Source organism: Acidithiobacillus sp. (assembly GCF_023229925.1).
In the GTDB taxonomy this organism is placed as follows: Bacteria; Pseudomonadota; Gammaproteobacteria; order Acidithiobacillales; family Acidithiobacillaceae; genus Acidithiobacillus.
The window spans coordinates 364,309-379,078 of sequence record NZ_JALNYM010000002.1 but is presented as its reverse complement, the minus strand read 5'-3'; the positions used below and the strand labels follow the sequence as shown (position 1 = coordinate 379,078).

At 58.1% G+C, this 14,770-nt stretch carries 13 protein-coding genes and 1 pseudogene; 3 read left to right on the top strand and 11 right to left on the bottom strand.

The features are described from left to right. Positions 1–8 precede the first annotated feature (8 nt). The 6 genes and pseudogenes from M0P56_RS08325 to M0P56_RS08305 all read right to left on the bottom strand — a co-directional run bounded on the left by M0P56_RS08325 (position 9) and on the right by M0P56_RS08305 (position 5,274). Positions 9–416, bottom strand: a complete 408-nt coding sequence (locus tag M0P56_RS08325; protein ID WP_291509585.1) for a hypothetical protein — start codon at positions 414–416, stop codon at positions 9–11. Positions 417–597: 181 nt separating this feature from the next. Further along, entirely contained in the window at positions 598–2,712 is a 2,115-nt protein-coding gene (gene mdoH / locus M0P56_RS08320; RefSeq protein WP_291509584.1) for a glucans biosynthesis glucosyltransferase MdoH, read from the bottom strand. A gap of 83 nt (positions 2,713–2,795) precedes the next feature. Beyond that, positions 2,796–3,314, bottom strand: a complete 519-nt coding sequence (locus tag M0P56_RS08315) for an SLBB domain-containing protein (RefSeq protein WP_291509583.1) — start codon at positions 3,312–3,314, stop codon at positions 2,796–2,798. 156 nt (positions 3,315–3,470) lie between these two features. Continuing rightward, positions 3,471–3,956, bottom strand: a pseudogene (locus M0P56_RS12420) (polysaccharide biosynthesis/export family protein); the annotation flags it as partial. Continuing rightward, a complete protein-coding gene (locus tag M0P56_RS08310; RefSeq protein WP_291509582.1) occupies positions 3,953–4,954 on the bottom strand; it encodes a hypothetical protein in 1,002 nt (333 codons plus the stop codon). The gene M0P56_RS08310 and the pseudogene M0P56_RS12420, both read right to left, overlap by 4 nt. Positions 4,955–4,986: 32 nt before the next feature. Next, complete coding sequence (locus M0P56_RS08305; RefSeq protein WP_291509581.1) at positions 4,987–5,274, bottom strand: hypothetical protein; 288 nt, start codon at positions 5,272–5,274, stop codon at positions 4,987–4,989. 1,666 nt (positions 5,275–6,940) lie between these two features. On the opposite strand from M0P56_RS08305, the gene M0P56_RS08300 reads away from it, so the two are divergent. Next, complete coding sequence (locus M0P56_RS08300; protein WP_291509580.1) at positions 6,941–7,162, top strand: hypothetical protein; 222 nt, start codon at positions 6,941–6,943, stop codon at positions 7,160–7,162. A 27-nt stretch (positions 7,163–7,189) separates the two neighbouring features. Here M0P56_RS08300 and M0P56_RS12415 read toward each other — a convergent pair whose 3' ends face one another. The 5 genes from M0P56_RS12415 to M0P56_RS08280 form a co-directional block, all read right to left on the bottom strand. Further along, the gene (locus tag M0P56_RS12415) at positions 7,190–7,678 is read right to left on the bottom strand and encodes a DUF4124 domain-containing protein (RefSeq protein ID WP_366110447.1); all 489 of its coding nucleotides are present in this window, start codon (positions 7,676–7,678) and stop codon (positions 7,190–7,192) included. A 55-nt stretch (positions 7,679–7,733) separates the two neighbouring features. Next, the gene (locus tag M0P56_RS08295) at positions 7,734–8,441 is read right to left on the bottom strand and encodes a PspA/IM30 family protein (protein WP_291509579.1); all 708 of its coding nucleotides are present in this window, start codon (positions 8,439–8,441) and stop codon (positions 7,734–7,736) included. A 103-nt stretch (positions 8,442–8,544) separates the two neighbouring features. After that, the gene (locus M0P56_RS08290; protein ID WP_291509578.1) at positions 8,545–9,810 is read right to left on the bottom strand and encodes an NRAMP family divalent metal transporter; all 1,266 of its coding nucleotides are present in this window, start codon (positions 9,808–9,810) and stop codon (positions 8,545–8,547) included. A 104-nt stretch (positions 9,811–9,914) separates the two neighbouring features. Beyond that, entirely contained in the window at positions 9,915–11,186 is a 1,272-nt protein-coding gene (locus M0P56_RS08285) for an ATP-binding protein (protein ID WP_291509577.1), read from the bottom strand. A 2-nt stretch (positions 11,187–11,188) separates the two neighbouring features. Next, complete coding sequence (locus tag M0P56_RS08280; RefSeq protein WP_291509576.1) at positions 11,189–11,893, bottom strand: response regulator; 705 nt, start codon at positions 11,891–11,893, stop codon at positions 11,189–11,191. 231 nt (positions 11,894–12,124) lie between these two features. Here M0P56_RS08280 and M0P56_RS08275 point away from each other — a divergent pair, with 231 nt between their 5' ends. Both M0P56_RS08275 and M0P56_RS08270 read left to right on the top strand, forming a co-directional pair. Continuing rightward, positions 12,125–13,681, top strand: coding sequence for an efflux transporter outer membrane subunit (locus tag M0P56_RS08275; protein ID WP_291509575.1), 1,557 nt, complete (start codon positions 12,125–12,127; stop codon positions 13,679–13,681). After that, on the top strand, positions 13,678–14,763 hold the full coding sequence (locus M0P56_RS08270) for an efflux RND transporter periplasmic adaptor subunit (RefSeq protein WP_291509574.1): 1,086 nt from the start codon (positions 13,678–13,680) through the stop codon (positions 14,761–14,763). Before M0P56_RS08275 ends, M0P56_RS08270 begins: the two co-directional genes overlap by 4 nt. Positions 14,764–14,770 lie beyond the last annotated feature (7 nt).

Here is a 14,770-nt window from a genome sequence, read left to right as displayed (position 1 = left end):
GGTGGGGTTCAAATCTGACCAGTGCTGTGTTTCCACGAGACAAGCGGTGACATATGGGCAGTCACAACCCTTATGTTGGAGCTCCGCTCGTCTGGCACCACTATGGCCTGATCACAAGTTATCCATGGAGCCTCACAGCCATCACCAACAAACCGACTTCCCGGAAGCCATCCTGGAGTCAGCCATGCCTCCGATACATAAAATTTTTCATAACTTGCTAAAAATGTTGAAATAATCATCCGTAATTTTCCATAAAGTACAGGTGGGTCGGATTTAGTTGTAGGAATAAGTAATCGTCTCGCTATTGATAGCGCTGGTATTGTTTGACCATCTGGATTAAAGGGCTCATCAGTCAGCATCGGGTCGCTAGCCAGCAGTATGGCAAATGGTTCATTTTCAAGGACAGGTTCTCCCATCAGTACCGCATGGCCCAAGCCGGGAGGTTAGGGCTGGCGAAGAACGATATGCTGACATGGGCGGAGAACATGGCGCAGACCTATTCCAACAGTACCTTTTTTGCCTTTTTTCCGTTTTGATTTCTAGCTGTAAATTGCAACGAGTGATGGCAAAAGTCAGGGGACGCTTGGTGAGGTGAGGTCAGCGCAACGTCGCCAGGAATTCAGACCCGAGATCCGAACACAGATACTGCTGAAACTGCCTGCTCCCCATCAGAAGTATCCATTCGCGCTGGGAAAGTTTGCCCTCGGCCATCGCCTTGTCTCGCAGACGACGGTACAGTTCGGTCTTGGCGTGCCGATGCGGCAGTTCCCCGATATTCTCTTGCTGTGCCTTGTAGATGCGCGCGAACGCCGGCAGATACTCCCTAGGGTTGTCCGTATCTGGGATCTGCCACCATGAACGGAACCGCTGCTCCAGAGCGCGAACCTCCTGCAGCAACTTAGGTGGATTTACCTCCTCCGGGATGGCGAACCAGTGCAGGCGATTGATCGTAGGAAAAGTCCGGCTGGTCCACTGCACCAAGAAAACGCTAAGAGTCCAGCCGGACAGGATCGGTGCGTACCACATCAGCATGCTGCTGGGCTGCATCCAACCGTCTGTTATGGACTCCAGCAGTATGGCGTGCGGGGATTGGATAGCCCCACGCACCAAGGTCAGTAAGGCCGCCCATCCTGCAATTCCCAAGATCATCACGCCGCGAAAAGATTTCCATGCATCTTTCCATGAAACAGCACGGTCATCCCGTTGCTGCTGCCCCCATAAAACTGTCCGGCGCTTGATCCACGCCCACAAAAAATAGCTGATCATTACCATAAGGAGCGGTGTATAAAAAAATGAAAGTGCCGTGTCGAACAGTACTGACCAAATCAGCTTGATGCGTCCCCCATACATAGGGGCCTTGTGCGACCTCATGTGCATAAAAATGGCCAGAATGCGAGGTAGGAATAGGAATACCACGGATGCGGCCAGAAGTAGCCCCATGGGAACGATCAGCATCCGAATGGATCCAATGGAAAGCTTAGCGGCGCTCAAGAAATGTACCATGGTGTATGCGGATACCAGCAGAAAAACGAACCATATGGGAGCGGTGATATAACCCATGGCACCGTTGATAAAGATTTCCCTGTGCATCCATCGTAGGCCATTGATGAACAGCAGCCGCAGATGCTGAAGGTTTCCCTGCATCCAGCGCCGTTCCCTGATGAGAAATGCGATTATGTTTGCAGGCACCTCTTCATACGATCCTTTCAACTCAGGGACAAACCATACTTCGTACCCCGCCCGGCACATCATGGCCGCCTCGACGAAGTCGTGGCTTAATGGTTTTCCGCCCCAGGGCTTCGACCCAGGGAGCTTTGGCAGGATGCAGTGGTCCATGAACGCCTGAGTTCGGATCAAGGCGTTGTGGCCGATATAACCCGCATGCCCCATTTGCATGACCATCAATGAATAGGAGAATACCGAGCCGTAAAGATGGGCGGAGAACTGCAGCATGCGCCCGAAAAAGCTCTCCCTGAATACTGGACGAGGATTGGTCTGCAGAATCCCGATGCGGGGATGGGTAACCATGGCCCGCCACAGCTCAATACAGGCTTCCCCGTCCATAATCGAGTCAGCATCCATGATGAGCGTATAGGCATAATGCCGGCCGTAGCGCCGGAAGAAATCTGCAAGGTTGCCCATCTTCTGGTTGATGTTGATGGGCCGGTGTCGGTAGAAGAGCGGGAGGTCTGGGCGTTCCTGCTTGAGCCGCTGCACCGCCATTGTCTCATGGGCGACCATAGCCGGACACTGACTGTCCGACAGAAGGAAAGCATGGACGCGGAGCGCAAGATCTGGACGATAGGTGCGGATGGAATCCCAGGTGGCTACGAGCCCAGCCAGGACCCGGGCTACGTCCTCCTGGTACACCGGAAATAGCAGAGCCATGATTTCTCCTTTCGGCGGATCTGCCCGTTCCCGCAATGGGTGGTAGGGGTTGCCGACGATGCCCTGGGAAACGTGCCAGGTGCCGATCAGGATCATGTAGAAGTTGTAGATCATGAAGAAAGACATAAGCCCGTAGGAAGATAGGTACACCACCCGCCAAACCGGCGCCAAGGCCTGGTCTCTCAGAATGTTGTCCACCAGCAGGAGCAGGCCCACTACGGTCACCAGAGTCAAGGCCAGAACGCTGCGGCGGCGGTGGCGGAGTAAAGATATCCATGGCGCCTCCGGCGCTGTTTCCGCCTTGGGTCTGCCTAGGGGCCGCATGAAACGTCTCCGGAAGGCGCCCTTCCATGAGCGGTCCCAAACGGTGGTTGATAACGGGTGCCTGTTATGTTCGCGGAACATGGCTAATTCGCTGTCTGGGCAGGAATACTAATGGCGGCCGCCTGCTGGGTGAACACCTCCTTGAAGACCTGAACAGGAAGAGCGACATTCAGCAGCAGGTTCAATGCCTTGTTCAGCTTGACAATCGGCTGGCTGGAGACATAGAGCACGCTGTTGTTCTGGACCAGATACCATTGAGCCGCCAGGAATCCGGCGCCGGTGTCCCAATGGAACACGACCAACTGCGTTCGGCCGTTGGCCTCGGGATGATAAAGGAGAACGTAGCGATAATCGGCTGTATTGCTGTTCAGGCCACCGGCCTTGGCCAGGACCTCGCTGACCGGCACGTTTCCGTCAAAGCCATATATGTCAGGCTTGCGCATTCCTGATCCCAAAACGCTGATCTGCACTGGGGCGCCGCTAATCTCCACCAGCCGCTCTCCTGGGGCCAATGGAACGTGTTTGTGGAGTGCCTGGGCGATGGGTAGGCTGGCCAGCATCTGTCCATGGGCCAGGACATGAACACGGGTACTGTGATGCATGGGGCTTGATGCCCATCTGGATCCAGAACTGTTTCCGCCACTAACTCCGGACAGAGCCTGTGCCAGTGTCCACCCGCGTGGTGTCCACGGCAAGAAATGGTGGTTCCCAGCCCCGTAAACCCAGATTCCTTGGGCGTGGTGTATAACGCGGACCTGGGCCTGGGGCGCTTCCATGATCTGCCGCGTGGTGTAGGCATTTACTATGGCTTGTGCAGCCATTGCAGGAGTGTCTCCCGCAACCCGCAGAGACGGCAGGTATGGCAGGCTTATCCGGCCCTGTGGGTCCACTGTGACCGGACTCAGATTGGTGGCGACCAATCCATTTCCATGGGTAGAGTTAAGGTTGAGCCCCGAATAAGACCAGAGCCGAACTTGAAGAGCATCGCCTGCCAGTAGCGCCCCGGAGTATGGGTGTCTTTTGGCGTATCTCCGTAGGATGACGATCGCTCGGGTTACGGCCTGTTGCTGCTGATTATGCAGGTTTTTAGCCTCGGTAGCGGCCTTTTTCGGAGTTACGGTCTGGACGTGTTCACCGGTTATGGGGTGCAGTAAAACACTGCTTCCCGGGCCACCCGAGGGGAATTCCGCGCATCCACCGAGAATCGCGGCAAGAAGCGGAAGGGAAAGGAGTTTCTTTTTCATCGCAAGATGCTCCAGAGCAGCAGGGTGCCGACCAGAACCCAGAATATCCAGGTCTTGCGGTCAGGTCCCGAAGGGCCAAGCGGCATTTGCGCCGGACTCAGTATGTGAAGGGTGTACCAGGGACGAACAGAGGCAATCTGGGCTTCCACATACGCACCGTTGGCCAGTTTCAACTGTTCTCGAAGAGAGTCGACCTGCATCTGTAAAACTGCGTAGTGGCCGAAAACCGCGGACATCTGCGGCAGTTGCAGTTGCAGATGGTCTATACGCTGTTGGACCGCCGCGGCTTCGGCGTCCAGATTTCCAAGCATCGGGCTATGAGGAGCGCCACTGGCTAACGACTGACGATGAGCGGCGATCCGCGCTGAATCGGCCTCCAGAGTATTCATTAGGCGAAGCGCGGCGGCGTCCTCCGTACTGGGAAACAGGCTTTTCTGTGCTCTCAGATAGGCATTGCTAGCTTTTTGCGCCATTTTGAGCTTGTCGGCCAAGGTCTGAGCCAGTTGGCGTGCCTGAGCCAACTGTGCAACGGATTCTTTCTGGTGCATGCGCAGAAGGCGTTGTTCTGCAGCGGCGGTCGCACGCTGCAGAACGGCCAAGCTATCAGTGGCGGTGTAGGCGGTCGAGCGCACGGACAGCACCCCGCTCTTGGGGTTTACGCGGGAAGGCAGGTGATCCCGATAGGTAGATAGCAAACCTTTCGGGCCGCACGACCAGAAGTCGGAGGCACTACAATACCCATATACCAACCCACGTCGGTAGACCCGCGCCAGATCCAGTTTGCTGTTCACGGCCCTCCAGGTGCTGCCGGCTTTCAGGAGAGAGGCCAACACTCGTCCCGCGCCGCTGTCGGCTCCGCCCGCGTTTCCTTGCAAGACACCGGAAAAGCTTGCACCGGAGCTTCGCCGATAAACTAGCAAGCTGGTGGTGGCGGTGTACCGATCCGGATGGGCAACCCAGTAGGCCGCATTGATCAGGTTCGGTACGATGACGATCATGATTAAAAGCCTATGATGGGATACCCAAAAACTCATCGAAATTCTCCATGCCGGGTTTTCTGCTTCGCCCGCAGAACTAAAGCCACATCAGCATCTGTAATTCTCCACCTCACTGGGGATAAAGGACGACTGTTGGCTTTAACCTGGGCATAGCTTTGTCGATCGCGCTCCATTTGGCCGCACAGGTCTTCGATTGCGCACAGCGCATCTCGTAGCGCTGTGCGTAGCTCGTCGGTGTAGCATGGAACCAGCAGCATGTTGGGGATGTACGGCAAAAGCGAGCGCCAGTAAGTCATACGGGTTTCTAGGGTTATCGCCATATCTTCTACTCCTTATCGCGGCTGCGGTCGGTGAGATCTATATCGCATAATAGTGCCAGGTACCGCCGGGCGGTTGGGGTCTTCTCTTGACGCGGGTGGCTGCATTGGTCGGGCCTTTCCGCTGGCCTCGCTATCCGGTTTTGAGTGGTCTTCGATGAGGAGACCATAGGTACTGAGAACGCTATACATTAACCGACACAAGGTATGGTGCTATGTCGTTATACTGGATATTTGATGCCATTTTACCCTGTTTTCGTAATTGACCTCCTCAGTTTTAATACCAACTTGTTTGTGTTATCGGACAGAAAAATAGAAGAAGGAATATCCAGAAATCCCGGTCGATATGGATAGTGCCCCGGTGTTAGTAAGATCCACCAATGCCACACAATTATCTGCCGACACATAAAGCATATGGCGGCTTGCAGGACAACGGATGCGACATAATAATCAAAAGATCATGACATTCCATGTTGTGATAATGCCGGACTACCAGATTGCGCAAATTTGTAGCATTAACCATGCCAATCTGATACAGATTTATGTAATATAAGGAAATAACCGGTATTTAATATACATTTCCTCCGATGTTTCGATGGGTATATGTCGTCACGCCACCTCGGATCGTCGCTAAAACACGACGGTCGGCAATACCTTACATTCCGGAAAGCTCCAAGATTTCGTGAGATAGCCTGTTCTTGCCGACGCGATACATGCCTCGTGGGAGTATGGCTACACTTTCTTGCAAATTGTCTTGGAAAGCGTTGTTGAGTGGGGGATTTCGAGGTGTAGGCACCCGAGTCAGTCGGCACCGGTCCCATGGCATTGCCGGGCAGTGCCAGCAGGCGCGTCGGACTTCCTCGTCCAGTGGGCAGCCATCTTCGGGGGTGACGGCGAAGATCAGGTGATCCTCCCTGAAGTATCTGAATCTTCGGATATAATGGATCGAAGAGAATTTCATGAGGAAACAGTGCAGAGCAATACGGCAGAGTTTTGGGCCGAAGCACTCAAATTGGTCCTGGCGCATGGGCTCACTCTGCAGGAGGCTTCGCAGCCGCCTATGCCGGTGAAGGCAGCAATCGTTGGCCTGCGGTACACTGCATCATCGCCACGAACGTGGCGGTGGTTGAACTCGCGTCTCCACAAGTAGATGGACGCGTCCTGGATGTCGCCACGGGAAGCAGTTTCGTGGCCTTGCGGGTGACCCGACGCATTGGCGAGAAAGGCAAAGTGATCAGGGTTGGTTTTCGTCCTTTTTATCTTCACGGCCTTGATCTCTCTGGCCACTCCCAGTCCTTGACGGGCATCGTTGCCATAGACATAATCCCCAAACCTGCTTACACATATCCAGATGTGTGTCCATACGCGGTGGGCTACTGCTGATTTCTATGGTGCGTCGAGAAGCATAAAACACAATATAATACAGTATGTTGTGTTTTCTCTTGGGGCTTGGTGAAACACTGGGAAACGCCGTTTTATCAGGCTGTTAAGCCGTGGGTCGAGGGCAGAATCCCGCCGTCCCCACCATTATGGATAAAAGCCGTTAGTCCGTCCGTCGTCGAAATTCGTTCGACAGTGGCGAGCGTCTGTTGCGGCTCTGGTGGTGTGTCATTACCCAAGACGAATATATGGAGCGTACATCAACCTTTGAATGGTAGGGGAGCTTATAATGGGCGTAGAGAATTCGGATGGCAAAGAAATAAGAAACGTTGTTCTCGCTATAACCACCGCGCGCACACGCCGGGGGCGTTACTTGAAAGTGATCACATTATTCGTTTCTTTTATTTCCAGCCTGTTGATTCCTATGGGGATCATTGTGATTTATTTCCTATGGAAACATGGCAACAAGATTCTGAATGAAGGCCGTGAAAGAGTCGGTCAGCTTTCTTGAATAAATAAAAATGCACGGCAATGGCCATTAAGGTATAAGCACCGGCGAAGAGTAGGCGGAAGGCGGTGCTGGGGGCGGCAGCAGCACCATGGACGGCCGTCGTGATGGAGGAGTCGCCTGTCGGCGGTAATGCGGCGGGTGTCTTTCGCGGAATCGGTGCGGGCCATAAGGAAAATAAGGTCCGATAAAACCAGGTAAGTAGACATTCTGTGGCGGCGGGGTGCGCGTGGTCTGCAGGCTATTCTGATAGTTATTCATGGCAGCCAGCAGGTTCAGGCGGGCAATGGCCGCCTGTGTCTCGGATGCCCCTGACGGGGCTTCCTCTTTCGCAGTCGGACCAGGCTTTGTTGGCGCGATCGGCGGCGGTGCCGGGGGAATGGCTTGAATCTTCTGGGCTCCACGGGGCGGTCGGTCGCCATAGCTCACCACGCCATTAGGCGAGACCCATCGGTAAATAGGGGCTCCCGATGCAATCGGGATAGTGGTGAGGCTCCCGACAAGGGTGGCCCATATCATCCATGTCGTTCCAATCAGAATCCGATGGAGGAGGGTATTCTCGACTTCGGGCATGTTAGTCCTGCTTCGCCGCCCGTTCGGCCTTGAGGCGGGTGAGGTCGTCGTCGACACCGCTGGTGGCGCGGAGCTTGTCCATTTCTCGCTCCGTTTGGGTGCGATGGTCCAGGGGGTCGTTCATGATGCCTGACTCCAGCAGACCGTCCAGGGCCTGGGCCTTGGCCTGCTCATGCGCGGTGCGGTCCTGCACCCGGCGCAACGCATCTCCGGCACCATCCAAACCGTGACCCAACCCGGTGAGGGATTCGGTGACTTTCACCTGCGCCTGCGCCGCCGCCATCTGGCTCTTCATCACTTCTTTCTGGGTGCGGAACTGCTCAATGCGCTCTTGGAGTGCGTGCTCATAATCCATAAGCTTTTGGGCCTGGGCGGCGACGGTGTCGTGGGCCTGTTGCAGCGCCGTGATTTTCTGCGCTTCAGCCTGCTTTTCCGTCAGTGCACTGCGTGCCAGGTCTTCGCGGTTGGCATTGAGGGCCATACGGGCATCATCTTCCGCCCTGGCGGCCAGCTTTTGCGCCTGCGCGATCTGGTTTTCCAGGGATACCCGTTCGGTGACCACGTCGGCCAGGTGGCGCTTGGCCTCTTGCAGGCTGGTCAGCATCTTTTCGTAGGAGAGGTCCAGGGTTTCGGCGGGGTCTTCGGCCCGACTGAGCAGTTTGTTGACTTTGGCTTCCAGAATATTGGCGGCGTGCTTGAAAATGGACATGCTGGGCTCCTGTAGGGCGCGGTGGTCGGGGTGCAGAACCGTGTGTTTAGATATAGCACAGCGCCACTTCTCCGCAACTTTTTGTAAACTTTTCGCTGTGCGATCACCAACCCGGAATGCTGGTCAACCCTCCATAAACCCCCAACCCGCCTGCCAACATCACCACAAACAGCACCAGCCAGAGGTAAGGGCCGCGCAAGCGGTGTTCGGCGGGCAGCGCCTTGATGGACAGGGCGACCAAAAAACCCAGCACCAGGGGCAGGAGCAGTGCATTCATCACTTCGACGCCGATGTCGAGGCTGACGAGATCGGGGATAATGATCACCGCCGCGGCGCCAGCCACGATGATGGCGGTGTAAACCCCGTAAAACCAGGGCGCATCTTTGGGGTGATGCTCCAGTGAGTGGCGAAAGCCGGTGACTTCCCCCCAACCCCAGGCCCCGGCGAGGGAGGCGACAATGGCCGCCACCATGCCTGCCCCGAGGATGCCCAGGGAAAACACAATCCGTCCCCAGGTGTCACCGAGGTAAGGAATAATGGCCTCCGAGAGTTGTTGCACCGTATTGAGAGGTGCGTTGGGGTTCAGGCGGCCAATGGTGGCTGCCGTCGCGATCAGCACCGCCGCCATGACGGCCTGTGTAACGATCGCACCAAAGGCTGTATCCCAGCGGGCATGACGGTAATGTTCGGGGTGCAGACCCTTGTCGGCCACCGCCGACTGCTGATAGAACACCATCCATGGCATAATGACGGCACCAATATTGGCGGCGACCAGCATCATGTAATTGTCGTTGGTGATGGGCGCGTGCAGCAGGCCATCCAGGATTTCATGGATGCTGGGATGACTGGCCCAGGCGATACCAAAAAAGACCAGTTCAAAGAGGCCCATGATCAGGGCGATGCGTTCCACACGCCGGTATGAGCCGGTCCAGACGATGGTCAGCAGGGTAGCCGCCGCCAGGGTGACCCCGACCCAGCGCGACAGGCCATAGAGATGACTGACGCCCGCGACCCCCGAAAACTCCGTCAGCAGGGCACCGGTGGTGGCGATGCTAAGACCCGCGACGGAGAGGTAAGCCCAGCCTTTCCCGAAGGTTTCGCTAATCAGTTCGCCGTGGCCTTTGCCGGTAAAAATGCCGAGACGTACCGTCAGTTCCTGCACGATATAGAGGATAGGCATGAGGATGAATTGCAGGAGCAGCAGCTTGAAGCCCCATTGTGCGCCACTCTGCGCGGCGGTGATGATGCTGCCGACATCGGTATCGGCGAGCATGACCACCAAACCGGGTCCCAGCACCGCCAGGAAAATTCCCCAGCGAGAACGATGAGCGGGTGTGCTGGTTTTGCCGGGGGCAGGTGTTGACGACATAGGGAGCATCCGTATTTATCTTGCTTAAACGCGAATGATTCCCGTTTGCTTGTATTTTGTCAAGTACATCGCCATCTGAAGATACCGCTAAACACCATTTGCTGCTAGTTCTTTTTGTCGGGAAATGTCAGGTGAGCGATCAAACCACCCGTTTCGGCATTGGCGAAGCGGAGAATGCCACCATGCAGCGTCATGATATGCTGACAAATTCGCAGGCCGATGCCGGAACCATGCCCGGACTGGCGCGGTAAGGTGCCGTTGTTCATCGGTCCGATATCTCGTTTGGGCACGCCGGGGCCATGGTCGCGCAGACAGATTTCGGTGCCGGCCGGATGGCGGACGATCTGCATATCCAGGCGTCCACCACCGTAACGCCGAACGTTGTCAAAGAGATTGCGGAACACTCTTTCCAGCGCCAAAGGGCGACAGCTCAGGGGGGGCAGCACGACCGCCCCGGCAGGATGCGCTACCTGTATTTCCAGGCCGTAGCGTTCCTGGGCCGTCTCGGCCATCTCAGCCACCCAGTCGCTTACCTCCAGCTGGATGACCTTTTCCTGGTCTCCGCTACGCACCAGGGTCAAAAATTTGTCGATAGTCTCATCCATTTCGCTGACGTCCACCAGCATGGCGGCTTTTTCAGCCAGCAAATCGTGGTCCTGAAGGTGCAAAGTCAGCAGCAGGCGCGACAGGGGGGTGCGCAATTCGTGGGAGATGCCGGTGAGCAGCAGGGTGCGTTCTTCGTGCAGGCGGTGCAGATCGTTAGCCATACTGGTAATGGCTTGCTCCAGGTGACGCACTTCCAGGGGACCGCCAATGGGCTCCAGAGACTCCGGCATATCGCCCCGGCCAATGCGCGCTGCTTCTGCCGCTAATCGGGCCAGGGGGTGGTTGATCTGGCGCACGATGAGCCAGGCGCCGAGCAGGGTACAGAGGGCGATGACGCCGAGGCGCATAAACATGAAGCCCTGTCCGCCGAAATTCATGGGGGAGATGCGCATGCCCAGCCAGGGCTGATGGTGGCTGCCGCGAATCCACATCCAGGTGGCATCGGCATCACTGGGGCCGACGCGTAGCGCCGCGCCGGGGGCAATTTGCGCGAGGTAACTGGCGCTTTGGCGCAAAAAATAGTTGCTGGCGGGCGCGCCCGGCAAATCATGGGACGACCGCCATTGCAGGGTACCGACTGGTGTGTGATCGGCGTCGGCGGCAATCAGGGCGTGGTCAGTCTCCCAGAGAAACTCCGCGAAGCGTTCGGCGGCAGGATTCAGCACATATTGATGAAATAGGACATAGACGGCGCCTTGGGTCCCCAGCAGCAGAACCGCCAGCAGGAGCACGGTCCGCCACAGGGTGCTACGCGGCCAGAAGCTGCGCATGCTCAGGGTTCCGCGACAAACAGGTAGCCATGACCCCAGACCGTGCGGATATGCCGAGGTCGGCCGGGGATGTTGTCGAGCAGGCGGCGCAGGCGGGAAATCTGCATATCCATGCTGCGATCGTCGTTTTCGAGGTGGCGGCCGCGGGTCAGCCACATCAGCTTTTCGCGGGTCAGCGGCTGGCCTTCATGCTGAATGAGCGTCGCCAGGGTCTGGAACTCGGCGCTGGTGAGAGACAAGCTCTGTCCGCCAAGTTGAATTTCTTGCCGGCCCATGTCCACGGTGAATGGGCCGCATTGGAAGGGGGCTGTTACCGCGTCGGAGCGGGGGACGGCAGCGCGGGTGCGGCGTAGGATCGCCTGGATGCGGGCCACCAGTTCGCGGGGGTGAAAGGGCTTGGCGAGATAGTCGTCGGCGCCCATCTCCAGGCCCAGGATACGGTCTATTTCATCGCCGCGCGCGGTGAGCATGAGGATGGGGACATCGTGATGCTGGCGCAGCCGTCGGCAGATTTGCAGACCGTCTTCATGGGGCAGCCCGAGATCGAGAACGATCAGATCAACCGGAGTTTCGGCAAGCAGACTGTCGATCTGCCGACCGTCATTGATGCCACGCACCGCAAAGCCAAAACCCTGCAGGTGCGACTCCACCAGGCTGCGCAGGCGCAGGTCATCGTCGACGACCAAAATCTGTTTCTGTGTGTCCATGCGCACACTCTAACCCGTTGTTCTCGGGTGGGCCAAGGCCAAATGTAACAGAGCCTCCCGACCGGCGCCAAAGTGACAGTCTGTTACGTTTTAACAGGCCTGCAGCAAAGATTGTTACAGGCATTCCCGCTACCATTTTTCCCTGTTGCGACGGCTGCGCAGGGAGTTGCCCTCTCGGTGCTTGCGGATAGCACCGCTTATTCCCGTATATCGACTGAGTGAGGGTTTTGCATGAAAAACGCCAGGTATCCGCACGGCCAGGGGCAGCAGAAAGCGGGGCGTTCAGCTCCGGGTATGGCCCGGCTGGGTATCCTGCTCGGGCTTGTCGCTGCGGCGGGCTGCGCTGTCGGGCCGCAGCTTGGCGCACCTGCTGTGCCGGCGCCCAAGACCTATAACGCCCACCCCATAGATATGCGCAGTGCTCAGCAGCAGGTCCGGTGGACCACGCAGGAGGCACAGGCCTGGTGGTCGCTCTTTCGTTCGACGCCGTTGAATGACTATATCCGCCAGGCCATGCAGGCCAACCCGGATGTACAGGCGGCGCGGGTGGCCCTGGCGCGCGAGCAGTCCTTGATCGCGGTGGCCCAGGGCGGACTGCTGCCCAGCGTGGGCGCAGGTGCCGGAGTCGGTCGCGGGCGGGCACAACGGACCGGCGCGAACGGCGGGGCGAGCTACCGCATTCCCGGTAATCTCTACAGCCTGCTGCTAGGCACTATCGACGTCCACTACAACCCCGATGTGTTTGGTCGGCAGGCCGACCTGGTCCATGCCGCCAAGGCCCAGGCGGCGGTCAGCCGCGCCAGTCTGCATCAGAGTGAAGTCTTTTTGGCGGCGGCGGTGAGCCGGGCGGTGATCAGCGGCGCGGCGGCGCAGGCGCAGCTTAATGCCGCCCAACAGATTGCCGCCGCCGATGCGCATCTGCTGCATCTGCTGCAGCAGGAATATCAACTGGGTTATCAGAACCTGCAAAGTGTGGATCAACAGGAGGCCATTACCGCAGCGGCGCAGGCGCGCATTGCCCCCTTGCAGGCGGATGTGGCGGCGGCGCGCCATGGCCTGGCGGCCTTGCTGGGCCAGTCTCCCGATGCAGACCTGTCGATGCCGACACTCGCCAGCCTGCGATTACCTGCCAGCCTGCCCACCACCCTGCCTTCGGCTTTGGCCGAGCAGCGCCCGGATATTCAGGCGGCAACGGCGGAGTTGAAGGTAGCGGCGGCGCAGGCGGATGTGGCCACCGCCGATCTCTATCCGCAGTTTAATATCACGGCGGACATCGGTAAGGCGGCCATGACGGGGGGGATGTTCTTCAACCCCATTTCGACCCTCTGGTCGCTGGGGGCGGGGATAGCGGCGCCGATTTATAACGGCGGCGCGCTGCACGCTCAACGCCGCGCGGCCCTCGATCAGTACAAAGTGGTTAGTGATCGCTATCGCGGCACCGTGCTTAATGCCTTCCGCGAAGTGGCCGATACCTTGCGTGCTTTGCAGGGCGCCGATGCGGCCTATCAGCACCATCTGGTTGCGCAAAAGGCCGCGGGAGCCGCTCTGCATCTGGCCGAAGCCCGCTACCGCGACGGGGCCACCGACTATGCCACGGTGCTCGATGCCGAGATCGCCTATCAGCAGGATACCGTCGCCGCCATCACCGCGCGCAGTCAGCGTTATCTGGACAGCGTTGCGCTCTTTGTCGCCCTGGGCGATGGCTGGCGGCCTGATGCCACCGATGCCACGGCTACTGATGCCAAAACCCATTCTATCGTTCAAAACGCGCAAGGAGCCCCTGCATGAAGAAGGTCTTTTTCTTACTGGGTATCGTCGTCGTGCTGCTCTTCGGCGGTGTCTATGGCTGGTACCAATGGCGTCAGGGTCAGTTGCAGGCCCGCCTTGCGGCTGCCGCCAACCCGGCGGTCACCGTTTCCGCCACCCGCGTGCAGAGCCAGTCGATGGCGGGCGAGCTGACTGCCGTTGGCGAAATCGTGCCGCAACAGGGAGCGGTGCTCAGCCCGCAGACCGGCGGCGTGGTGCAGTGTATCGGTTTCCACTCCGGTGCCACGGTACAGAAAGGACAGTTGCTCCTATCCCTGGACCCTGGCGCTCTGCCCGGCCAGTTACAGGCCGCGCAGGCCCGGGCCGCCCTCGCCCAGGTAGACTACCAGCGCGCCGAGAAGGTCTTCGCCATCCACGGCATCTCCACCGCCGCATTGGATAAGGCCCGCTATGGTGCGAGTGCGGCACAGGCTCAGGTGACGGCCTTGCAGGAATCGCTGGCGGATACGCAGATCCGTGCGCCCTTCGCCGGGGTACTGGGCTTGCGTACCGTTAATCCGGGTGAATATATCCACGCCGGTATGCCGGTGGTGCACATCGAAAACCTGCAGCAGCTCTATGCCGACTTCACCGTACCCCAGCGGGATGTGCAGGCGGTACAGGTTGGCGCGCCGGTGCGGATTGACGTGCATAACGGCGGCACCCTGCGTCATTACCACGCCAAAGTGCAGGCTGTCGCCAGTCATGTCGATGCGCAAAACCGCGCGGTCAGCGTCCGCGCCCTCCTTGATGCAGCACAAGGCCTGAAGCCCGGCATGTTCGTCCGCATCGTCCTGCAAAAAGAAGCCCCCACGGCGCGCCTGATGATTCCCATGGTGGCGGTGAGCTTTAACACCTACGGGGATTTTGTCTACGTGCTGACCCCCGGTGGCCCGGATAAGACCCTCATCGCCAAAGAACAGCCGGTGACAACGGGTATGCAGCGTGGCAACGAAGTGGTTATCCGCTCCGGCCTGAAGGCTGGGGATCTGGTGGTCACCGCGGGACAGGTCAAGCTGCACAGCGGCGACCACGTGCGCATCAATAACGCCGTGCATCTCTGAGGATCCC

Excerpts from the sequence above, each read along its gene's own strand:
- mdoH (WP_291509584.1), bottom strand. The coding sequence starts at position 2,712 with ATGCGGCCCCTAGGCAGACCCAAGGCGGAAACAGCGCCGGAGGCGCCA.
- M0P56_RS08285 (WP_291509577.1), bottom strand. The coding sequence starts at position 11,186 with ATGCGCAGCTTCTGGCCGCGTAGCACCCTGTGGCGGACCGTGCTCCTG.
- M0P56_RS12415 (WP_366110447.1), bottom strand. The coding sequence starts at position 7,678 with ATGATATGGGCCACCCTTGTCGGGAGCCTCACCACTATCCCGATTGCA.
- M0P56_RS08315 (WP_291509583.1), bottom strand. The coding sequence starts at position 3,314 with ATGCATCACAGTACCCGTGTTCATGTCCTGGCCCATGGACAGATGCTG.
- M0P56_RS08295 (WP_291509579.1), bottom strand. The coding sequence starts at position 8,441 with ATGTCCATTTTCAAGCACGCCGCCAATATTCTGGAAGCCAAAGTCAAC.
- M0P56_RS08280 (WP_291509576.1), bottom strand. The coding sequence starts at position 11,893 with ATGGACACACAGAAACAGATTTTGGTCGTCGACGATGACCTGCGCCTG.
- M0P56_RS08300 (WP_291509580.1), top strand. The coding sequence starts at position 6,941 with ATGGGCGTAGAGAATTCGGATGGCAAAGAAATAAGAAACGTTGTTCTC.
- M0P56_RS08310 (WP_291509582.1), bottom strand. The coding sequence starts at position 4,954 with ATGATCGTCATCGTACCGAACCTGATCAATGCGGCCTACTGGGTTGCC.
- M0P56_RS08305 (WP_291509581.1), bottom strand. The coding sequence starts at position 5,274 with ATGGCGATAACCCTAGAAACCCGTATGACTTACTGGCGCTCGCTTTTG.
- M0P56_RS08270 (WP_291509574.1), top strand. The coding sequence starts at position 13,678 with ATGAAGAAGGTCTTTTTCTTACTGGGTATCGTCGTCGTGCTGCTCTTC.
- M0P56_RS08290 (WP_291509578.1), bottom strand. The coding sequence starts at position 9,810 with ATGTCGTCAACACCTGCCCCCGGCAAAACCAGCACACCCGCTCATCGT.
- M0P56_RS08325 (WP_291509585.1), bottom strand. The coding sequence starts at position 416 with ATGGGAGAACCTGTCCTTGAAAATGAACCATTTGCCATACTGCTGGCT.
- M0P56_RS08275 (WP_291509575.1), top strand. The coding sequence starts at position 12,125 with ATGAAAAACGCCAGGTATCCGCACGGCCAGGGGCAGCAGAAAGCGGGG.